The 18,689-nt window shown below is 63.7% G+C and carries 24 protein-coding genes; 21 read left to right on the top strand and 3 right to left on the bottom strand.

Going from position 1 to position 18,689, the window contains the following annotated elements; all coding sequences use genetic code 11:
- Positions 1-12 precede the first annotated feature (12 nt).
- The 16 genes from rpsH to dsbD all read left to right on the top strand — a co-directional run bounded on the left by rpsH (position 13) and on the right by dsbD (position 9,909).
- Positions 13-408, top strand: a complete 396-nt coding sequence (rpsH, locus tag KPB06_RS23055) for a 30S ribosomal protein S8 (RefSeq protein ID WP_006477185.1) — start codon at positions 13-15, stop codon at positions 406-408.
- Positions 409-426: 18 nt separating this feature from the next.
- On the top strand, positions 427-957 hold the full coding sequence (rplF, locus tag KPB06_RS23050; protein WP_006477184.1) for a 50S ribosomal protein L6: 531 nt from the start codon (positions 427-429) through the stop codon (positions 955-957).
- A 12-nt stretch (positions 958-969) separates the two neighbouring features.
- Positions 970-1,335, top strand: a complete 366-nt coding sequence (gene rplR, locus KPB06_RS23045) for a 50S ribosomal protein L18 (RefSeq protein WP_006477183.1) — start codon at positions 970-972, stop codon at positions 1,333-1,335.
- A 14-nt stretch (positions 1,336-1,349) separates the two neighbouring features.
- On the top strand, positions 1,350-1,868 hold the full coding sequence (gene rpsE / locus KPB06_RS23040; RefSeq protein WP_006482895.1) for a 30S ribosomal protein S5: 519 nt from the start codon (positions 1,350-1,352) through the stop codon (positions 1,866-1,868).
- A gap of 15 nt (positions 1,869-1,883) precedes the next feature.
- The gene (gene rpmD / locus KPB06_RS23035; RefSeq protein ID WP_006400644.1) at positions 1,884-2,066 is read left to right on the top strand and encodes a 50S ribosomal protein L30; all 183 of its coding nucleotides are present in this window, start codon (positions 1,884-1,886) and stop codon (positions 2,064-2,066) included.
- Between the two features lie 26 nt (positions 2,067-2,092).
- Complete coding sequence (rplO, locus tag KPB06_RS23030; protein ID WP_006482880.1) at positions 2,093-2,527, top strand: 50S ribosomal protein L15; 435 nt, start codon at positions 2,093-2,095, stop codon at positions 2,525-2,527.
- Between the two features lie 42 nt (positions 2,528-2,569).
- Positions 2,570-3,919, top strand: a complete 1,350-nt coding sequence (secY, locus tag KPB06_RS23025) for a preprotein translocase subunit SecY (RefSeq protein ID WP_006482915.1) — start codon at positions 2,570-2,572, stop codon at positions 3,917-3,919.
- A gap of 7 nt (positions 3,920-3,926) precedes the next feature.
- Positions 3,927-4,145, top strand: a complete 219-nt coding sequence (infA, locus tag KPB06_RS23020) for a translation initiation factor IF-1 (RefSeq protein WP_004521905.1) — start codon at positions 3,927-3,929, stop codon at positions 4,143-4,145.
- 20 nt (positions 4,146-4,165) lie between these two features.
- On the top strand, positions 4,166-4,282 hold the full coding sequence (rpmJ, locus tag KPB06_RS23015) for a 50S ribosomal protein L36 (protein WP_004199844.1): 117 nt from the start codon (positions 4,166-4,168) through the stop codon (positions 4,280-4,282).
- A 38-nt stretch (positions 4,283-4,320) separates the two neighbouring features.
- Positions 4,321-4,686 carry a 30S ribosomal protein S13 gene (gene rpsM / locus KPB06_RS23010; RefSeq protein WP_006400641.1) on the top strand — a complete coding sequence of 122 codons (366 nt, stop codon included), beginning with the start codon at positions 4,321-4,323 and terminating at the stop codon, positions 4,684-4,686.
- Positions 4,687-4,714: 28 nt separating this feature from the next.
- A complete protein-coding gene (gene rpsK, locus KPB06_RS23005; protein WP_004197937.1) occupies positions 4,715-5,116 on the top strand; it encodes a 30S ribosomal protein S11 in 402 nt (133 codons plus the stop codon).
- A 154-nt stretch (positions 5,117-5,270) separates the two neighbouring features.
- On the top strand, positions 5,271-5,894 hold the full coding sequence (rpsD, locus tag KPB06_RS23000; protein ID WP_059577365.1) for a 30S ribosomal protein S4: 624 nt from the start codon (positions 5,271-5,273) through the stop codon (positions 5,892-5,894).
- Positions 5,895-6,018: 124 nt separating this feature from the next.
- The gene (locus KPB06_RS22995) at positions 6,019-6,996 is read left to right on the top strand and encodes a DNA-directed RNA polymerase subunit alpha (RefSeq protein WP_006477176.1); all 978 of its coding nucleotides are present in this window, start codon (positions 6,019-6,021) and stop codon (positions 6,994-6,996) included.
- Between the two features lie 149 nt (positions 6,997-7,145).
- The gene (gene rplQ / locus KPB06_RS22990) at positions 7,146-7,541 is read left to right on the top strand and encodes a 50S ribosomal protein L17 (RefSeq protein WP_006477175.1); all 396 of its coding nucleotides are present in this window, start codon (positions 7,146-7,148) and stop codon (positions 7,539-7,541) included.
- A 201-nt stretch (positions 7,542-7,742) separates the two neighbouring features.
- Positions 7,743-8,069 (top strand): divalent-cation tolerance protein CutA, encoded by a 327-nt coding sequence (cutA, locus tag KPB06_RS22985; RefSeq protein ID WP_059640232.1) that lies wholly within the window; start codon positions 7,743-7,745, stop codon positions 8,067-8,069.
- Positions 8,062-9,909, top strand: coding sequence for a protein-disulfide reductase DsbD (gene dsbD / locus KPB06_RS22980; protein ID WP_060009382.1), 1,848 nt, complete (start codon positions 8,062-8,064; stop codon positions 9,907-9,909). The genes cutA and dsbD overlap by 8 nt, the downstream gene beginning before the upstream one ends.
- 131 nt (positions 9,910-10,040) lie before the next feature.
- Here dsbD and hemB read toward each other — a convergent pair whose 3' ends face one another.
- Both hemB and yihA read right to left on the bottom strand, forming a co-directional pair.
- On the bottom strand, positions 10,041-11,039 hold the full coding sequence (hemB, locus tag KPB06_RS22975; RefSeq protein ID WP_050013164.1) for a porphobilinogen synthase: 999 nt from the start codon (positions 11,037-11,039) through the stop codon (positions 10,041-10,043).
- 253 nt (positions 11,040-11,292) lie between these two features.
- On the bottom strand, positions 11,293-11,952 hold the full coding sequence (gene yihA, locus KPB06_RS22970) for a ribosome biogenesis GTP-binding protein YihA/YsxC (protein ID WP_059577356.1): 660 nt from the start codon (positions 11,950-11,952) through the stop codon (positions 11,293-11,295).
- A 214-nt stretch (positions 11,953-12,166) separates the two neighbouring features.
- Between yihA and KPB06_RS22965 the strand changes: the two genes are divergently transcribed.
- The 5 genes from KPB06_RS22965 to msrQ all read left to right on the top strand — a co-directional run bounded on the left by KPB06_RS22965 (position 12,167) and on the right by msrQ (position 18,309).
- Complete coding sequence (locus tag KPB06_RS22965; RefSeq protein ID WP_059609112.1) at positions 12,167-12,820, top strand: c-type cytochrome; 654 nt, start codon at positions 12,167-12,169, stop codon at positions 12,818-12,820.
- A 218-nt stretch (positions 12,821-13,038) separates the two neighbouring features.
- Positions 13,039-15,252: a cytochrome c biogenesis protein ResB gene (locus tag KPB06_RS22960; RefSeq protein ID WP_059577348.1), complete on the top strand. Its 2,214-nt coding sequence runs from the start codon at positions 13,039-13,041 to the stop codon at positions 15,250-15,252.
- Between the two features lie 4 nt (positions 15,253-15,256).
- Positions 15,257-16,447 carry a c-type cytochrome biogenesis protein CcsB gene (ccsB, locus tag KPB06_RS22955; protein ID WP_059640222.1) on the top strand — a complete coding sequence of 397 codons (1,191 nt, stop codon included), beginning with the start codon at positions 15,257-15,259 and terminating at the stop codon, positions 16,445-16,447.
- Positions 16,448-16,606: 159 nt separating this feature from the next.
- The gene (gene msrP, locus KPB06_RS22950; protein ID WP_059577410.1) at positions 16,607-17,602 is read left to right on the top strand and encodes a protein-methionine-sulfoxide reductase catalytic subunit MsrP; all 996 of its coding nucleotides are present in this window, start codon (positions 16,607-16,609) and stop codon (positions 17,600-17,602) included.
- 20 nt (positions 17,603-17,622) lie between these two features.
- The gene (gene msrQ / locus KPB06_RS22945) at positions 17,623-18,309 is read left to right on the top strand and encodes a protein-methionine-sulfoxide reductase heme-binding subunit MsrQ (protein WP_059577342.1); all 687 of its coding nucleotides are present in this window, start codon (positions 17,623-17,625) and stop codon (positions 18,307-18,309) included.
- 81 nt (positions 18,310-18,390) lie between these two features.
- Here msrQ and lptM read toward each other — a convergent pair whose 3' ends face one another.
- Positions 18,391-18,669 (bottom strand): LPS translocon maturation chaperone LptM, encoded by a 279-nt coding sequence (gene lptM, locus KPB06_RS22940; RefSeq protein WP_081066463.1) that lies wholly within the window; start codon positions 18,667-18,669, stop codon positions 18,391-18,393.
- Positions 18,670-18,689: the final 20 nt, after the last annotated feature.

The following is an 18,689-nucleotide window of genomic DNA, read 5'->3' as shown; positions in this document are numbered from 1 at the left end:
GGAGAAACGTAAATGAGCATGAGTGATCCTATCGCCGATATGCTGACTCGCATCCGCAACGCGCAGATGGTCGAGAAGGTATCGGTCGCGATGCCCTCGTCGAAGGTCAAGGTTGCAATCGCGCAAGTCCTGAAGGACGAAGGTTATATCGACGATTTCGCCGTGAAGGCGGAAGGTGCGAAGTCCGAACTGAATATCGCGCTGAAGTACTACGCAGGTCGCCCGGTCATCGAACGCCTCGAGCGCGTGTCGAAGCCTGGTCTGCGCGTGTACCGCGGCCGTAACGACATTCCGCAGGTCATGAACGGCCTCGGTGTGGCAATCGTGTCGACGCCGAAGGGCGTGATGACCGACCGCAAGGCGCGCGCTACCGGCGTCGGCGGCGAAGTCATCTGCTACGTCGCTTAAAGCCGAGGAGAGAGAAACATGTCTCGAGTAGGTAAGAGCCCGATCGCGCTGCAAGGCGCGGAAGTCAAGCTGGCCGACGGTGCGATCACCGTCAAGGGCCCGCTGGGCACCATCACGCAAGCGATCAATCCGCTCGTGAACGTGGCGAACAACGACGGCACGCTGAATCTGTCGCCGGTCGACGAAAGCCGCGAAGCAAATGCACTGTCGGGCACGATGCGCGCGATCATCGCGAATGCCGTGCACGGCGTGACCAAGGGTTTCGAGCGCAAGCTGACGCTGGTTGGCGTCGGTTACCGTGCGCAAGCGCAAGGCGACAAGCTGAACCTGTCGCTGGGTTTCTCGCACCCGGTGGTGCACCAGATGCCGGAAGGCGTCAAGGCTGAAACCCCGACGCAAACCGAAATCGTGATCAAGGGGATCAACAAGCAACAAGTCGGTCAAGTGGCTGCGGAAGTCCGCGGTTACCGTCCGCCGGAGCCCTACAAGGGCAAGGGCGTGCGTTATGCCGACGAGGTTGTGATCCTCAAAGAAACGAAGAAGAAGTAAGGGTGCGCAATCATGGATAAGACTCAATCTCGCCTGCGCCGCGCTCGCCAGACGCGTATCAAGATCGCTGAGCTGCAGGTCGCGCGTCTCGCCGTGCATCGCACGAACACGCACATCTACGCTCAAGTGTTCTCGCCCTGCGGCACCAAGGTGCTCGCCAGCGCGTCGACGCTCGAAGCTGAAGTGCGCGCTGAACTGGCCGACAAGTCGGGCAAGGGCGGCAACGTGAATGCCGCGACGCTGATCGGCAAGCGTATTGCCGAGAAGGCAAAGGCTGCCGGCATCGAATCCGTCGCCTTCGATCGCTCGGGCTTCCGCTACCACGGCCGCGTCAAGGCGCTGGCTGAGGCAGCTCGCGAAGCTGGGCTCAAGTTCTAAGGAAGGAATTCGTCATGGCAAAGATGCAAGCGAAAGTTCAGGCTGACGAGCGCGACGACGGCCTTCGCGAAAAGATGATTTCGGTCAACCGCGTGACCAAGGTCGTGAAGGGTGGCCGTATTCTCGGCTTCGCCGCACTGACCGTGGTCGGCGACGGCGATGGCCGCATCGGTATGGGCAAGGGCAAGGCGAAGGAAGTGCCGGTCGCTGTCCAGAAGGCAATGGAACAAGCTCGCCGCAACATGTTCAAGGTGCCGCTCAAGAACGGCACGCTGCAACACGAAGTGCACGGCAAGCACGGCGCATCGGCCGTCCTCCTCGCTCCGGCGAAGGCAGGTACGGGCGTGATCGCCGGTGGCCCGATGCGCGCAGTGTTCGACGTGATGGGCGTTCAGAACGTCGTGGCGAAGAGCCACGGTTCGACGAACCCGTACAACCTCGTTCGCGCCACGCTGGACGGCCTGCGCAAGCAGTCGACCCCGGCAGACATCGCGGCGAAGCGCGGCAAGTCCGTCGAAGAAATTTTGGGCTAAGCCCGGGTGGTCACCATGTCTGAAAAAACTGTCAAGGTTCAGCTCGTCAAGAGCCTGATCGGGACCCGCGAATCGCACCGCGCGACCGTGCGTGGCCTGGGCCTGCGCCGACTCAACTCGGTTAGCGAGCTGCAGGACACGCCGGCGGTCCGCGGCATGATCAACAAGGTCTCGTACCTCGTTAAGGTCATCGCGTAAGCGGCCCTACGGATCAAGGAGTTGATATGGAATTGAATAACCTGAAGCCGGCCGCTGGCGCCAAGCACGCCAAGCGTCGCGTCGGTCGTGGCATCGGTTCGGGCCTCGGCAAGACGGCTGGCCGTGGTCACAAGGGTCAGAAATCGCGTTCGGGCGGCTTCCACAAAGTCGGTTTCGAAGGCGGTCAGATGCCGCTGCAACGTCGTCTGCCGAAGCGCGGCTTCACGTCGCTGACGAAGGAATTCGTCGGTGAAGTGCGCCTGGGCGACCTCGAGAAGCTGCCGGTCGACGAAATCGATCTGCTCGCACTGAAGCAAGCCGGCCTGGTCGGCGAGCTGACGAAGAGCGCAAAGATCATCGCGACGGGCGAACTGAAGCGCAAGATCGTCGTGAAGGGTCTCGGTGCCACCAAGGGTGCGCGCGCTGCGATCGAAGCGGCTGGCGGTTCGTTCGCCGAGTGACACGCGTAGCGCGTCGTCACTTGCATTCATCGGAGAAGGTACTTGGCTAACAGCCCGAGTCTTGCAAAACCCGGTCGAAGCACGGCGAAATTCGGCGATCTGCGCCGGCGAGCGATGTTCCTGCTCCTGGCGCTGATCGTCTATCGCATCGGCGCGCACATTCCCGTGCCGGGCATCGATCCGGATCAACTGGCCAAGCTGTTCCAGAGCCAGGCGGGCGGCATCCTGGGCATGTTCAACATGTTCTCGGGTGGCGCACTTTCCCGCTTCACGATCTTTGCGCTGGGGATCATGCCGTACATCTCGGCGTCGATCATCATGCAGTTGCTGGCGATCGTTTCGCCGCAGCTCGAGGCGCTGAAGAAGGAAGGGCAGGCAGGGCAACGGAAGATCACGCAGTACACGCGGTATTTCACCGTGGTGCTCGCGACCTTCCAGGCGTTCGGTATCGCGGCTGCGCTGGAAAATCAGCCGGGCCTCGTCACCGATCCCGGCATGCTGTTCCGTCTGACGACGGTCGTGACGCTGGTAACGGGCACGATGTTCCTGATGTGGCTCGGCGAGCAGATTACCGAGCGTGGTCTGGGCAACGGTATCTCGATCATCATCTTCGGCGGGATCGCAGCAGGGTTCCCGAATGCCGTGGGTGGGTTGTTCGAACTGGTGCGTACGGGTTCGATGAGCATCATTTCGGCGATCATCATCGTCGTTCTGATCGCCGCGGTGACTTACCTGGTCGTGTTCATCGAACGCGGTCAGCGCAAGATCCTCGTGAACTACGCGAAGCGCCAGGTCGGCAACAAGATCTACGGTGGGCAGTCGTCGCATCTGCCGCTGAAGCTGAACATGTCGGGCGTGATTCCGCCGATCTTCGCATCGTCGATCATTCTGTTCCCGGCAACGATTCTCGGCTGGTTCAGTACCGGTCAGCCGACGGGAAGCTGGATTTCCAATACGTTGCATAACGTTGCGGAAGCGCTGAAGCCGGGCCAGCCGGTGTATGTGCTGCTGTACACGCTGGCGATCGTGTTTTTCTGCTTCTTCTACACCGCACTGGTGTTCAACAGCAGGGAGACCGCGGATAACCTGAAGAAGAGCGGCGCGTTTGTTCCGGGCATCCGTCCGGGCGATCAGACCGCGCGATATATCGACCGCATCCTCACGCGTCTGACGCTGGCCGGTGCGATCTACATCGTCTTCGTGTGTCTGCTGCCGGAATTCCTGGTGCTGCGCTGGAACGTGCCGTTTTATTTTGGTGGAACGTCGCTGCTGATCATTGTCGTCGTCACGATGGACTTTATGGCGCAGGTGCAGTCGTACGTTATGTCGCAACAGTATGAGTCGCTGCTCAAGAAGGCAAACTTCAAGGGCGGCAACATCCCGATGCGTTGAAAGGACTATGGCCAAAGACGATGTAATCCAGATGCAGGGTGAGGTGATTGAAAACCTCCCGAATGCGACCTTCCGCGTGAAGCTGGAAAACGGCCATGTCGTGTTGGGGCATATTTCCGGGAAGATGCGGATGCACTACATCCGCATCCTGCCGGGCGACAAGGTGACGGTTGAATTGACGCCTTACGATCTGTCTCGTGCGCGGATCGTGTTCCGGGCGAAGTGATTTGAAAAAAGGGTATTATCATGAAAGTGATGGCATCGGTTAAGCGCATTTGCCGCAATTGCAAGATCATCAAGCGCAAAGGCGTCGTTCGCGTGATCTGCAGCTCGGATCCGCGCCACAAGCAGCGCCAAGGCTGACCGCGCGTTTGTTTGCGCTTTTTGTTTGAGGAAAAACAATGGCTCGTATCGCAGGGGTTAACATCCCGAATCACCAGCATACCGAGATCGGCCTGACGGCTATCTTCGGTATCGGCCGCACCCGTTCGCGCAGCATCTGCGTGGCAGCTGGCGTCGATTTTTCGAAGAAGGTCAAGGATCTGACCGACGCAGACCTGGAAAAGCTGCGTGAAGAAGTAGGCAAGTTTGTCGTCGAAGGCGATCTGCGCCGTGAAGTGACGATGAACATCAAGCGCCTGATGGACCTCGGTTGCTACCGCGGCGTCCGTCATCGCAAGGGCCTGCCGATGCGCGGTCAGCGTACGCGTACGAACGCACGTACCCGCAAGGGTCCGCGTCGTGCAGCGCAAGCGCTGAAGAAGTAAGCGGAACTGACAGTTACAGGAAAACGTAATGGCTAAGGCTTCGAACACCGCGGCGCAACGCGTTCGCAAGAAGGTTAAGAAGAACGTCGCTGAAGGCGTGGTTCACGTTCACGCGTCGTTCAACAACACGATCATCACGATCACCGATCGCCAAGGCAACGCTCTGGCATGGGCGACGTCGGGCGGTCAGGGCTTCAAGGGCTCGCGCAAATCGACGCCGTTCGCTGCTCAGGTCGCAGCCGAGTCGGCTGGCCGCGTCGCGATGGAATACGGCGTGAAGAATCTGGAAGTGCGGATCAAGGGCCCGGGCCCGGGTCGCGAGTCGGCAGTGCGCGCACTGCACGGCCTCGGCATCAAGATCACCGCGATTTCGGACGTCACCCCGATTCCGCACAACGGCTGCCGCCCGCCGAAGCGTCGTCGTATCTAAGGATGTGCTGGCACGCTCGTGCTAGCGCATTGCCTGTCGCCGCTCAGCGTCGACGGGCGTTGCTTTTTTGATTGACTAAGCCCACCGTTCGCCCCAAAGGGAGCGGACTAGCGCGGATTCCGATCCGCGTGACTGATTGATAAAGGAATGCAAAGTGGCACGTTATATCGGCCCCAAAGCCAAGCTGTCCCGCCGTGAAGGCACCGACCTGTTCCTGAAGAGCGCGCGCCGCTCGCTCGCCGACAAGTGCAAGCTCGACAGCAAGCCGGGTCAGCACGGCCGTACCTCGGGCGCACGTACGTCCGACTACGGTACGCAGCTGCGCGAAAAGCAGAAGGTCAAGCGTATCTACGGCGTGCTGGAACGTCAGTTCCGTCGTTACTTCGCTGAAGCCGATCGCCGCAAGGGCAACACGGGTGAAAACCTGCTGCAACTGCTCGAATCGCGCCTCGACAACGTCGTGTATCGCATGGGTTTCGGCTCGACCCGCGCTGAAGCGCGTCAGCTGGTGAGCCACAAGTCGATCACCGTGAACGGCGTCGTCGCAAACGTCCCGTCGCAGCAAGTGAAGGCGGGTGACGTCATCGCGATCCGCGAAAAGGCGAAGAAGCAGGCGCGTATCGTCGAAGCGCTGTCGCTGGCCGAGCAAGGCGGCATGCCGAGCTGGGTTGCAGTCGATGCGAAGAAGTTCGAAGGCACGTTCAAGCAAATGCCGGAACGCGCTGAAATCGCAGGCGACATCAACGAAAGCCTGATCGTCGAATTGTATTCGCGTTAATCCGATTGACGGCCGAGGTACCCCGATTGCGTTGCGCAAGGAGGGGCCTCGGCTGTTTATTTTCTGGTTGTTACCGGTCAGCCTTATCGGTGTAACGAGCCGAGGGTATTGAAAAGGAAAGCCCATGCAAACCAGTTTGCTGAAACCCAAGATCATCGCCGTGGAATCGCTGGGCGAGAACCACGCGAGGGTGGTCATGGAACCGTTTGAACGCGGTTACGGCCACACCTTGGGCAATGCGCTTCGCCGCGTGCTGCTGTCGTCGATGGTGGGCTACGCGCCGACCGAAGTCACGATCGCGGGCGTGGTGCACGAGTACTCGACGCTGGATGGCGTGCAGGAAGACGTCGTCAACCTGCTGCTGAACCTGAAGGGCGTGGTGTTCAAGCTGCATAACCGTGACGAAGTGACGGTTACGCTGCGCAAGGAAGGCGAAGGCGTCGTGACGGCCGGCGATATCGAGCTGGCTCACGATTGCGAAGTCATCAATCCGAATCACGTGATTGCGCACCTGTCGAAGGGTGGCAAGCTCGACGTTCAGATCAAGATCGAAAAGGGTCGCGGCTATGTGCCCGGCAACGTCCGTCGCTACGGCGAAGACACGGCCAAGATCATCGGCCGCATCGTCCTCGACGCATCGTTCTCGCCGGTTCGCCGCGTGAGCTACGCTGTCGAGAGCGCACGTGTCGAGCAGCGTACCGACCTCGACAAGCTCGTGATGAACATCGAGACGAGCGGCGTGATCACGCCGGAAGAAGCGATCCGCCAGTCGGCCCGCATCCTGGTCGACCAGTTGTCCGTGTTCGCGGCGCTGGAAGGCACGGAAACGGCAGCCGAAGCGCCGTCGCGTGCACCGCAGATCGATCCGATCCTGCTGCGTCCGGTGGACGATCTCGAGCTGACGGTTCGTTCGGCGAACTGCCTGAAGGCCGAGAACATCTACTACATCGGCGATCTGATCCAGCGCACGGAAAACGAGCTGCTGAAGACGCCGAACCTCGGTCGCAAGTCGCTCAACGAGATCAAGGAAGTGCTCGCTTCGCGCGGTCTCACGCTGGGCATGAAGCTCGAGAACTGGCCGCCGGCTGGTCTCGACAAGTAAGCCCGGTTGTAGCCTCGCTATAGCTGTAGTTGGCAAGGATGCGGATTTTCCTTTAAAATCCGCATCTTGCTTTTTTTCGTTACCGGCCCGTGCACCCTCCGAGGTGCGATAGAAGAGCTGGATCAAAACTTTGAATCAAGGAAACTGAAATGCGCCATCGTCATGGTCTGCGGAAACTGAATCGCACGAGCAGCCACCGTCTGGCTATGCTCCGTAACATGTCCAACTCGCTGATCGAGCACGAAGTCATCAAGACGACGCTGCCGAAGGCGAAGGAACTCCGTAAAGTCGTCGAGCCGCTGATCACGCTCGGCAAGAAGCCGTCGCTGGCAAACCGTCGCCTGGCGTTCAACCGCCTGCGCGATCGTGACTCGGTCGCGAAGCTGTTCGACGTCCTCGGCCCGCGTTTCGCGAACCGCCCGGGCGGCTACCTGCGCGTGCTGAAGTTCGGCTTCCGCGTGGGCGACAACGCACCGATGGCACTGGTCGAACTGCTCGACCGTCCGGAAGTCGACGAAACGGAAAACGTGCAAGAAGCTGAGTAAGCTTCCGGTACGCAGCAGTATCTGAAAGGGGCCGAGCAATTGCTTGGCCCTTTTTGTTTTCGAGATGCCGGCTGCGATCGATTGTCGCAGGCCGGTGCCGGCAGCGTCGCGCGGGCTGCGCTACGATACGGGCAACCGGCGCGGTTCCTGAACGGGTAACGGGCGCCGGCAGGAGCCGGCACACCAGCGAGGAGAGCGCGGATGATAGTGGTGCTGATGCTGACGACGGTCCCCGATGCGGCGACGGCCGCGGCGCTCGCCGACGGCGCGCTCGACGCGCGGCTTGCGGCGTGCGTGTCGGAGCTCGGCACGATCAAGTCGCGCTATCACTGGCAGGGCAAGGTCGAAACGGCTGACGAGATCCAGTTGCTGTTCAAGACGAGCCCCATCCGGGCGCTCGAACTGGAGCGATTTATTCTCGCGCATCACCCGTACGAGACGCCCGAAATCGTCTCGTGGCAGACGACGGCATCGGCCGCGTATGGCCAATGGGTGACCAGCGAAACTCAACGTCAATTTCATGTTTAACGGTATGGCGCTTTCGGTGCGCGTGCGCGCGCTGCGGTTTCTTGCGGTCCTGTTGTCGTTCGTGCTCGTGCTGGGCGGCCTGTCCGTCGCGCGCGCGGCCGACGATTTCCTCGATCCGTCGGTTGCGTTCAAGTTCAGCGCGAGCGAATCGCCGGGACAGGTCGACGTCCGCTTCAAGATCGCCAACGGCTACTACATGTACCGCGAGCGCTTCGCGTTCGCGGTGAAGAGCGGCCAGGCGACGCTCGGCGAGCCGCAGTACCCGGCCGGCCACGTGAAGTTCGACCAGACGTTCCAGAAGGACGTCGAGACCTATCGTGACGAAGTGGTCGTTCACGTGCCGGTGAAGCAGGCGGCCGGGCCGTTCGAACTCGCGGTGACGTCGCAAGGGTGCGCGGACGAAGGGATCTGCTATCCGCCGGCCGAGCACGTGGTGAAGGTCGACGGCGCCGCGCTCGGCGCCGCATCGTCATCCAGCGACACGGCTGCCGCGGGTAGCTGGTTCGACAAGGTCACGAGCGCCGATTTCGCGCAGTCGCTGCTCGAAGGCCACGGCTTCTTCACGATCGTCGCGCTCTACTTCGTCGCGGGTGTCGTGCTGAGCCTGCTGCCGTGTTCGTACCCGATGATTCCGATCGTGTCCGCGATCATCATCGGCCAGGGCACGCGCGCGACGCACGCACGCGGCTTCGCGCTGTCGCTGACTTACGTGCTCGGCATGGCGCTGGTCTACACGGTACTCGGCATCGCCGCCGCGCTGGTCGGTCAGAGCCTCGGCGCGTGGTTGCAGAACCCGTGGGTGCTCGGCGCATTCGGCGTGCTGCTGACCGCGTTCGCGGTGTCGCTGATCTCGGGCAGGGACATCGCACTGCCGGCGCGCTGGCAGAACGGCGCGGCCGACGCATCGAGCGCGCGCCAGGGCGGCCACTTCGTCGCGGTCGCGGCGATGGGTGCGTTGTCGGCGCTGGTCGTCGGCGCGTGCATGACGGCGCCGTTGTTCGCCGTGCTCGCGTTCATCGCGCACACGGGCAATGCGTTGCTCGGCGGTGCCGCGCTGTTCGCGATGGGGCTGGGGCTCGGCGTGCCGCTGCTGGTCGTCGGCGTCGGGGCCGGCACGGTGCTGCCGCGCGCGGGCGCGTGGATGGACGGCGTGAAGGTGTTCTTCGGCATCGTGCTGCTCGCAGCCGCGCTGTGGATCGTATGGCCGGTGTTGGCGGGCGGGCTGAAGATGGTGCTCGCGGCGTTGTGGCTGCTGATCGCGGCTGCGGCGCTCGGACTGTTCACGCCGAATGCCGGCGCTGCGTCGATCTGGCGCCGCCTGGGCCGCGGCTTGGGGGCCGCGCTCGCGATCTGGGCCGCGACGCTGCTCGTCGGCCTGGCCGCGGGCTCGAGCGATCCCGTCAAGCCGCTGGCCGTGCTGGCGGCGCGTACGGTGGCGTCCGGCGGCGCGGCGACGGCCGGCGTGGCTGCCGCGCAGGATGGCCCTGCGTTCGCGCCGGTGCGCTCCATTGGCGAACTGGATGCGCTGCTCAAGACATCGGGCCAGCCCGTGATGCTCGACTTCTACGCCGACTGGTGCGTGAGCTGCAAGGAGATGGAACATCTGACGTTCACCGACGCGCGCGTGCAGGCGCGGCTCGCGCGGCTTCACCTCGTGCGCGCGGACGTCACCGCGAACAACGCGGACGATCAGGCGCTCCTCAAGCGCTTCAACCTGTTCGGGCCGCCGGGCATCATCTTCTTCGATCGCAACGGCAACGAGATCGGCCGCGTGGTCGGCTATCAGGCGGCCGACACCTTCTTGCGCAGCCTCGACCGGGCAGCCGTTCCGACGGTATGACGATGACCCGCCGGAGGCGAACCGCGGAAGAGACGATTCGGGCCGGCTGACAACCGCGATCGACGGTAAACAAAAAACGGCGGAACACCGGGGTGTTCCGCCGTTTTTTGCAGGTGCGTGCCGGTGCGCGATCAGCGTTGCGCTTTCAGCAGACGCGCGGCATCGAGCGCGAAGTACGTGAGCACGCCGTCGGCGCCCGCGCGCTTGAACGCGAGCAGCGATTCGAGCACGACCTTGTCGTGGTCGAGCCACCCGTTCATCGCGGCCGCCTTCAGCATCGCGTACTCGCCGCTCACCTGGTACACGTAGGTCGGGAAGCGGAACTCGTCCTTTACGCGGCGCACGATGTCGAGATACGGCATGCCGGGCTTGACCATCACCATGTCGGCGCCTTCGTCGATGTCGAGGCGCACTTCGCGCAGCGCTTCGTCGCTGTTCGCCGGATCCATCTGGTAGGTCATCTTGTTGCCCTTGCCCAGATTGGACGCCGAACCGACCGCGTCGCGGAACGGGCCGTAGAACGCCGACGCGAACTTCGCCGAGTAGGCCATGATCCGCGTATGGATATGGCCGTCGCTTTCCAGCATCTCGCGGATCGCGCCGATGCGGCCGTCCATCATGTCCGACGGCGCGACGATGTCGACGCCGGCTTCAGCCTGCGCGCGAGCCTGGTCGACCAGGATCTCGATCGTGTCGTCGTTGATCACGTAGGCGTTCTCGTCGAGCACACCGTCCTGGCCGTGGCTCGTGTACGGATCGAGCGCGACGTCGGTCAGCACGCCGAGTTCGGGGAAGTGCTTCTTCAGCTCGCGCACCGCGCGCGGGATCAGGCCCTCCGGATTGGCCGCCTCGCGGCCGTCCGGCGTCTTCAGCGACGGCTCGATGGCCGGGAACAGCGACAGCACGGGCACGCCGAGTTCGACGCATTGCTCGGCGACGTGCATCAGCAGATCGACCGACACGCGTTCGACGCCGGGCATCGACGGGATGGGCTGGCGTTCGTTGGTGCCTTCGACGACGAACACCGGGTAGATCAGGTCGTCGGTGGTCAGGCGGTTTTCGCGCATCAGGCGGCGGGAGAAGTCGTCGCGGCGCATCCGGCGCGGACGATGAAGCGGATGGAAGCTCATGGCGATTTGGCAGAAATCAGGGCAAGAAGAACCTTACGGAACCCTTAGGTCATTTTCGAGATCGTTGGTATATGATAGCGATCGAGCGGCCCGCGTTGCGTGCAGCTCCCCGCTTCTCCTCCCTGAGCGGGTGCCTGTCGTTTTTCGATTAGGCTGTTTGACCCGCCGTTCAACGGCGGGTTTTTTTATGAGCCGGCCGAATTCGCAGGTGCCGTCAGGTGCGCACGGCCGATCCCAGCCGCGCGTTGCCCGCTCATTGTGCTACAGGCTCGCCTTTTTCGTCGGCGACGGACGGCCGCAGCCAGCTCTCGATCAGTTCATGAGCCTCGTCGAGCCCCGTGCGCTTCAGCGCCGAGAACAGCTGGACCGTCAGCTTGCCCTTCACACCCTGGTCGCGATACGCGTCGAGCCCCTTTTGCGTGTTGCGCAGCGCGTTGATGCTTTCCTGGCGCGTCAATTTGTCGCACTTCGTCAGCAGCGTGTGGATCGGCTTGCCGGTCGGTGCGAACCACTCGATCATCCGGCGATCGAGCTCGGTGAGCGGGCGGCGCGAATCCATCATCAGGATCAGACCGCGGAGCTGCGAGCGCGTCGCGAGATAGGACGACAGCAGCATCTCCCAGTGCGCCTTCGCGGCGCCGGGCACTTCCGCATAGCCGTAGCCGGGCAGGTCGACGAGATTCGCGACGGGCTCGGCGGCCGGGCCGACGGAGAAGTAGTTGATATGCTGCGTGCGGCCGGGCGTCTTCGACGCGAAGGCCAGCCGCTTCTGGTTGCACAGCACGTTGATCGCCGTCGACTTGCCGGCATTCGAGCGGCCCGCGAACGCGATTTCCGGCTGGACCGTCGGCGGCAGGTCGCGCAGATGGTTGACGGTCGTGTAGAAGCGGGCTTGATGGAGCAGAAAGGCCATGGGAACCGGAAGGACGGGCGGCGCGAGCCGCTTGGTGGAGGCGGGGTAGCCCCGATAGGCGCGGGAGCTTTCAGCACGATATTGTACAATACGGCGGTTTTACCGAAGGCCACCGGGCGCCTGCCTCGCGCTTTTATGTGGCTTCTGCGGTAGACTGAACGCCGTCGTTTTTTGCAGAACCTCAAATTCCCACAAGACGAAACAGGGTGTGCGAATGAATCGACTGTGCAAGTCTCTGATGGTGCTTCAGGTTGCAGCAGGGTTCGTAGGTTTCGTAGCGGAGGCAAACGCGGCAGATGCGGCCAAACCGGATCTGGACCGCGGCAAGGCGATTGCCGGGCAGGTTTGCGCGTCGTGTCACGGCGCCGACGGCAACAGCGCGTCGGGCAGTTTCCCGAAGCTTGCCGGCCAGCATCCCGAATATCTGGTCAAGCAGTTGAACGACTTCAAGGCGCAGCCGGGCGCGAAGGGGCCGGCGCGTAACAACGCGGTGATGGTCGGATTCGCGAGCGCGTTGAGCGCGGACGACATGCGCAATGTCGCCGCGTACTACGGGTCGCAGACGACGAAGCTCGGTACCGCGCGCGATGCGGCGGCCGTGCCGATCGGCCAGAAGATCTATCGCGGCGGCATCGCGGAAAAGGGTGTCCCCGCCTGCGCGAGCTGCCACGGGCCGACGGGGCAGGGGATCCCGGTCCAGTACCCGCGTCTGTCGGGGCAATGGGCCGATTACACGGTCGCGCAGTTGACCGCGTTCCAGCAGGGTGCCGGCGCGCGCAACAACAACGAGGCGATGCATCAGATCGCGTCGCGGCTGTCGGATACCGAGATCAAGGCCGTCGCGGATTACATCGCGGGCCTGCGTTGAGCGGTCCGCCGCGAATGGAATGACCGGGCGCCCGAAGGGCGGCCGGAGTCAGAACAAGAAAAGGGTGGGGCGCCGCGTCGTTGCGGTGGCCTCGCCCTTCTTTTTTGTCGGCACTCGCCGGGCCGAGCCGGAATGGAAGGGCATGCAGGCGATCGGGGCTGCGCCCCCGAAGCGAACATAGTAAGCGTGGGGGCCGTGTCCCCTTAGTCGGAGTTTGAATGAGCGTTACCACGTCGGGGTTGCAGTCGAAGTCGAGTCACGGTGCGTCGAAACGCGCGGTCGAGCTGCTGAGCTCGATGCGCTTCGCGATCGCGCTGCTGGTGGTGTTGTCGATTGCGAGCATCATCGGCACGGTCCTGACCCAGGACGATCCGTATCCGAACTACGTGAACCAGTTCGGGCCGTTCTGGGCGGACATCTTCCGCTCGCTCGGCCTGTACAACGTGTACAGCGCGTGGTGGTTCATGCTGATCCTGATCTTCCTCGTCGTGTCGATCTCGCTGTGCGTGATCCGCAACGCGCCGAAGATGCTCGCCGACGCGAAGAGCTGGAAGGACAAGGTCCGCGAAGGCAGCCTGCGCGCATTCCACCACAAGGCCGAGTACACGGCGTCCGGCACGCGCGCGAGCGTCGCCGCGACGCTCGCCACGTTCGTCGCGAAGGCCGGCTACAAGCACGTCGTGCGTGAAACCGACGGCGCGACGCTGATTTCCGCGAAGCGCGGCGCGATGACCAAGTGGGGCTACATCTCCGCGCACCTCGCGATCGTCGTGATCTGTATCGGCGGCCTGCTCGACAGCAACCTGCCGATCAAATTCCAGATGCTGATGTTCGGCAAGAGCCCGGTCAACACGAGCGCGACGATCAGCGAGATCTCGCCCGACCATCGGCTGTCCGCGTCGAACCCGACGTTCCGCGGCTATGCGTGGGTGCCGGAGGGCCAGTTCGTGTCGACCGCGATCCTGAACCAGCCGAGCGGCTCGCTGATCCAGGACCTGCCGTTCTCGATCCAGCTCGACAAGTTCATCGTCGATTACTACACGACGGGCATGCCGAAGCTGTTCGCGAGCGACATCGTCGTGATCGATCGCGAGACCGGCCGGAAGATCCCGGCGCGGGTCGAGGTCAACAAGCCGTTTACGTACAAGGGCGTGTCGATCTACCAGTCGAGCTTCCAGGATGGCGGCTCGCAGATGCAGATGACGGCCTATCCGATGACGGGCAGCCGTGCGGCGACCGTCCCCGTGAAGGGCACGATCGGCAGTTCGGCGCCGCTGCAGGTCCCGGGCGCCGACGGCGAGACGATCGAGTTCTCCGACTTCCGCGCGATCAACGTCGAGAACATGGCCGACGCGAACGGCAAGCCGGACGTACGCGGCGTCGCGACGACCAGCTCGCTGAAGGAAGTGTTCGACGAGCGGCTCGGCTCGGGCGCGAAGACGTCGAAGCCGACGCAGCTTCACAACATCGGCCCGTCGGTGCAGTACAAGATCCGCGGCAAGGACGGCCAGGCGCGCGAATTCAACAACTACATGCTGCCCGTCGACATGAACGGCGAGCGCGTGTTCCTCGCCGGCGTGCGCGCGAGCCCGAACGATCCGTTCCGCTACATGCGGATCCCGGCCGACAGCCAGGACTCGATCGGCGAATGGATGCGCCTGCGCGCCGCGCTCGAGGATCCGGCCGTGCGCACCGAAGCCGCCGCGCGCTTCGCGCAGCGTTCGCTGCCGGGCGACGCGTCGCTGCGCGGCCGTCTGCAGGACAGCGCATCGAAGGTGCTGACCCTTTTTGCGGCGAGCGACGACAGCGTCGGCCGCGGGGCGGACGGCCAGCCGGTCGGCGGCTTCCAGGCGGTGGCGACGTTCATCGACCGCTCGGTGCCGAAGGGCGAGCAGGAGAAGGCCGCGAGCCTGCTGCTGCGGATGCTCGAGGGCTCGATGTGGGAGGTGTGGCAGATCGCGCGCGAGCGCGCCGGCGAGCCGGCCGCGCAGCAGGGCACCGACACGATCCGCTTCGTGCAGAACGCGATCAACGCGCTATCCGACAGCTTCCTGTATGGATCGCCGGTCTATTTGCAGCTCGACTCGTTCAAGCAGGTGCAAGCTTCGGTATTTCAGTTGACGCGCGCGCCCGGCAAGAATCTGGTGTATCTTGGCAGCCTGCTGCTGGTCGCCGGCATCTTCTCGATGTTCTACGTACGCGAGCGGCGACTCTGGTTCTGGCTGAAGGACGCCGGTTCGGGCGTCGATGTGGTGATGGCAATGTCCACGGCCCGCAAGACCTTCGATTTCGAGAAAGAATTCGTGCAGACGCGCGACGCGGCCGGCGCCGCCTTGCGCGCCGCACCTCGCGACGCCGCGCCCGCCGGTGCGGCTTCGACGGCCCGCCCGCCTGCCGGCGGCGGTTCCGATTCCGAGAATTCCACCCGGTAACATCATGGATCTCACGCAAGTTTCCTCTTCCCGTACGGCGTCGGCTCCGGCGCCGGCATCGTCGCCGCTGTTCGACGACCGTCCGTTCCTCGCGCGCCTGTCGCTGTTCGACTGGCTGTTCGCCCTGGCGCTGGTGGCGGGCGCGGGCTATGCGCTCGTGCACTACAACGCGCACATGGATTACTACGACAAGGCGGTGATGATCGGCACCGTGCCGGCGCTCGTCGCGCTCGGCTGGCGCTGGAAGCCCGCGCGGCTGATGATGGCGTCGATCGCCGTGCTGTCGCTGCTGTCGATCCAGATCTACCAGGGCGATCTCGCGCGCGCCGATTCGGCGTTCTTCCTCAAGTACTTCCTGTCGAGCCAGTCGGCGATCCTGTGGATGAGCGCGCTGTTCGTGCTCGCGACGATCTTCTACTGGATCGGCCTGCTCGCGCGCTCCGAAACGGGCGCCGCGATCGGCCAGAAGCTCACGTGGGTCGCCGTGCTGATGGGCTTCACGGGGCTGATGGTGCGCTGGTACGAGTCCTACCTGATCGGGGCGGACGTCGGGCATATCCCCGTGTCGAACCTGTATGAAGTGTTCGTCCTGTTCAGCCTGATCACCGCGCTGCTTTATCTGTACTACGAAGGCCACTACGGCACGCGTTCGCTCGGCGCGTTCGTGCTGCTGGTCATCAGCGCGGCGGTCGGCTTCCTGATGTGGTACTCGGTCGCGCGCGACGCGCAGCAGATCCAGCCGCTCGTGCCGGCCCTGCAAAGCTGGTGGATGAAGATTCACGTGCCGGCGAACTTCATCGGCTACGGCAGCTTCGCGCTGTCGGCGATGGTGTCGGTCGCGTACCTGATGAAGGAACGCGGCATCCTCGCCGATCGCCTGCCGACGCTGGAAGTGCTCGATGACGTGATGTACAAGTCGATCGCGGTCGGTTTCGCGTTTTTCACGATCGCGACGATTCTCGGCGCGCTGTGGGCGGCCGAAGCGTGGGGCGGCTACTGGAGCTGGGACCCGAAGGAAACCTGGGCGCTGATCGTGTGGCTGAACTACGCGGCGTGGCTGCACATGCGGCTGATGAAAGGCCTGCGCGGCGCGGTGGCCGCGTGGTGGGCGCTCACCGGCCTGCTGGTCACGACGTTCGCGTTCCTCGGCGTCAACATGTTCCTGTCTGGCCTGCACAGCTACGGCAAGCTGTAAGATTTTCGCCGTTCGTCCGACTATCAAACCGCCGGTGCACCGCGTGCCCGGCGGTTTTCTTTTGTAACGAGCGGGCGATCGAGGCGTCGAACGGCGCGCGACGGGCCGGGTCGAACGCTGATGAAGCATGCGCGCCGCGCATGCGGGAGGAACTGGACGATGTGGATCAAACGCCCTTTGCGTAACGTACTGACCGGCGCGGACATCGCGCCGAGCGAGATCACGCCGCGCGCGGTATTCGAGAACCGGCGGCGCGTATTGCAGGCGGCCGGATTCGCGGCCGCCGGCGGCCTGTTCGGCGCGAGCGGCGCGGCGCTTGCCGCGTATGCGTCCCCCGACGCGCGGGCGGCGAAGCTCGCGGCAAAAACGAACCCGAAATTCGTCGCGATCGACAAGGTCACGCCGTTCAAGGACATCACGTCCTATAACAACTTCTACGAATTCGGCACCGACAAGAGCGACCCGGCGCAGAACGCGGGCACGCTGCGGCCGCGTCCGTGGCGTGTGAGTGTCGAGGGCGAGGTGCAGCATCCGAAGGTATTCGATCTCGACGAGCTGTTGAAGCTCGCGCCGCTCGAGGAGCGCGTGTACCGGCTGCGCTGCGTCGAGGGCTGGTCGATGGTGATCCCGTGGATCGGCGTGCCGCTGTCCGAGCTGATCCGGCGCGTGCAGCCGACCGGCAACGCGAAATACGTGCAGTTCGTCACGCTGGCCGATCCGTCGCAGATGCCGGGCCTGTCGACGCCCGTGCTCGACTGGCCGTACTCGGAAGGGCTGCGCATGGACGAGGCGATGAATCCGCTGACGCTGCTGACGATGGGCGTCTACGGGCAGGTGTTGCCGAACCAGAACGGTGCGCCGGTGCGAATCGTCGTGCCGTGGAAGTACGGGTTCAAGAGCGCGAAATCGCTCGTGAAGATCCGCTTCGTCGACAAGCAGCCGAAGACGAGCTGGAACACATACGCCGCGAACGAGTACGGCTTTTATTCGAACGTGAACCCGAACGTCGATCATCCGCGCTGGAGCCAGGCGACCGAGCGGCGCATCGGCGAGGACGGTTTCTTCACGCCGAAGCGCAAGACGCTGATGTTCAACGGCTACGGCGACCTGGTCGCATCGATGTATCAGGGCATGGACCTGAAGAAGAACTTCTGAGTGCGACGGTGAGAAACGACATGCCTCCTTCGACGCTCACGCCCGCGCGCGCGGCAAGCGCCGGGCCCGATGCACGCACGGCGCGGGCCGGCGCGGTCCGTCCCGCCGCGTCGCGCTGGCTCGCACCGGCCAAGGTGCTGGTGTTCGCGGCCGGCCTCTATCCGCTCGCGCGCCTCGTGCTGCTCGGGCTGACCGACCGGCTCGGCGCGAACCCGCTCGAGTTCATCACGCGCTCGACGGGCTTGTGGACGCTCGTCCTGTTGTGCATCACGCTTGCCGTCACGCCGCTGAGGCGCATGACGGGCTTCGCACCGCTGCTGCGCTTTCGCCGGATGATCGGGCTGTTCGCGTTCTTTTACGCGACGCTGCATTTCACGACCTACCTGTGGTTCGACAAGTGGTTCGACGTCGTCGAGATCCTCAAGGACGTCGGCAAGCGCCCGTTCATCACGGTCGGCTTCGCGGCGTTCGTGCTGCTGATTCCGCTCGCCGCGACGTCGCCGCGCGCGATGGTGCGCCGGCTCGGTCGCCATTGGGCGACGCTGCACAAAGCGATCTACGCGATCGCGCTGTTCGGCGTGCTGCATTTCTGGTGGATGCGTGCCGGCAAGCACGATCTCGCGCAGCCGAAGCTCTACGCGGCGATCGTCGCCGTGCTGCTCGGCTGGCGGCTGGTTGCGTGGGGATGGCGGCGCGTGCGTGCGTGATGGTGCGGCCCGGAAAAACAAAAGGCGATGACCGGGAAGTCATCGCCTTGTTGCGAGCGCCGCGCGGGCGGCATCGCGTCGTTACTTCGTGGCGGCCGGGCCCGATGCCGGGGCTGGCATGGTCGATGCGCTGCTCGACAACTCGGGCGACAGCGTGAGCGGCGAGCCGGACGTATCGGGCGTCTCATCGGACGACGCGTTTTCGTCGGTCGGTTTCACATCCGACGGCGGCGTGTTCTGCTGCTGGATCGGCTTGGGCATCGGAGGCACGGTGGGCAGATAGAGCGCGCCGCTTTGACCGCAGCCGGCAAGAATCGCCAAAGCCGCTACAATCGCGCTCATCCGGAAAACGACTCGCATGATCGTCCCTGAACAATTTA

It is taken from the genome of Burkholderia semiarida (assembly GCF_029268935.1).
GTDB lineage: Bacteria > Pseudomonadota > Gammaproteobacteria > Burkholderiales > Burkholderiaceae > Burkholderia > Burkholderia semiarida.
This window is presented reverse-complemented; position numbering and strand designations above follow the sequence as displayed.

Coding starts and splice junctions, on each gene's coding strand:
- infA (WP_004521905.1), top strand. CDS start 3,927: ATGGCCAAAGACGATGTAATCCAGATGCAGGGTGAGGTGATTGAAAAC.
- dsbD (WP_060009382.1), top strand. CDS start 8,062: ATGTTTAACGGTATGGCGCTTTCGGTGCGCGTGCGCGCGCTGCGGTTT.
- rplQ (WP_006477175.1), top strand. CDS start 7,146: ATGCGCCATCGTCATGGTCTGCGGAAACTGAATCGCACGAGCAGCCAC.
- rpmD (WP_006400644.1), top strand. CDS start 1,884: ATGTCTGAAAAAACTGTCAAGGTTCAGCTCGTCAAGAGCCTGATCGGG.
- msrP (WP_059577410.1), top strand. CDS start 16,607: ATGTGGATCAAACGCCCTTTGCGTAACGTACTGACCGGCGCGGACATC.
- rpsH (WP_006477185.1), top strand. CDS start 13: ATGAGCATGAGTGATCCTATCGCCGATATGCTGACTCGCATCCGCAAC.
- rplF (WP_006477184.1), top strand. CDS start 427: ATGTCTCGAGTAGGTAAGAGCCCGATCGCGCTGCAAGGCGCGGAAGTC.
- yihA (WP_059577356.1), bottom strand. CDS start 11,952: ATGGCCTTTCTGCTCCATCAAGCCCGCTTCTACACGACCGTCAACCAT.
- rpsE (WP_006482895.1), top strand. CDS start 1,350: ATGGCAAAGATGCAAGCGAAAGTTCAGGCTGACGAGCGCGACGACGGC.
- lptM (WP_081066463.1), bottom strand. CDS start 18,669: ATGCGAGTCGTTTTCCGGATGAGCGCGATTGTAGCGGCTTTGGCGATT.
- KPB06_RS22995 (WP_006477176.1), top strand. CDS start 6,019: ATGCAAACCAGTTTGCTGAAACCCAAGATCATCGCCGTGGAATCGCTG.
- KPB06_RS22960 (WP_059577348.1), top strand. CDS start 13,039: ATGAGCGTTACCACGTCGGGGTTGCAGTCGAAGTCGAGTCACGGTGCG.
- ccsB (WP_059640222.1), top strand. CDS start 15,257: ATGGATCTCACGCAAGTTTCCTCTTCCCGTACGGCGTCGGCTCCGGCG.
- rplR (WP_006477183.1), top strand. CDS start 970: ATGGATAAGACTCAATCTCGCCTGCGCCGCGCTCGCCAGACGCGTATC.
- rpsM (WP_006400641.1), top strand. CDS start 4,321: ATGGCTCGTATCGCAGGGGTTAACATCCCGAATCACCAGCATACCGAG.
- msrQ (WP_059577342.1), top strand. CDS start 17,623: ATGCCTCCTTCGACGCTCACGCCCGCGCGCGCGGCAAGCGCCGGGCCC.
- hemB (WP_050013164.1), bottom strand. CDS start 11,039: ATGAGCTTCCATCCGCTTCATCGTCCGCGCCGGATGCGCCGCGACGAC.
- rpsK (WP_004197937.1), top strand. CDS start 4,715: ATGGCTAAGGCTTCGAACACCGCGGCGCAACGCGTTCGCAAGAAGGTT.
- rplO (WP_006482880.1), top strand. CDS start 2,093: ATGGAATTGAATAACCTGAAGCCGGCCGCTGGCGCCAAGCACGCCAAG.
- KPB06_RS22965 (WP_059609112.1), top strand. CDS start 12,167: ATGAATCGACTGTGCAAGTCTCTGATGGTGCTTCAGGTTGCAGCAGGG.
- rpmJ (WP_004199844.1), top strand. CDS start 4,166: ATGAAAGTGATGGCATCGGTTAAGCGCATTTGCCGCAATTGCAAGATC.
- cutA (WP_059640232.1), top strand. CDS start 7,743: ATGATAGTGGTGCTGATGCTGACGACGGTCCCCGATGCGGCGACGGCC.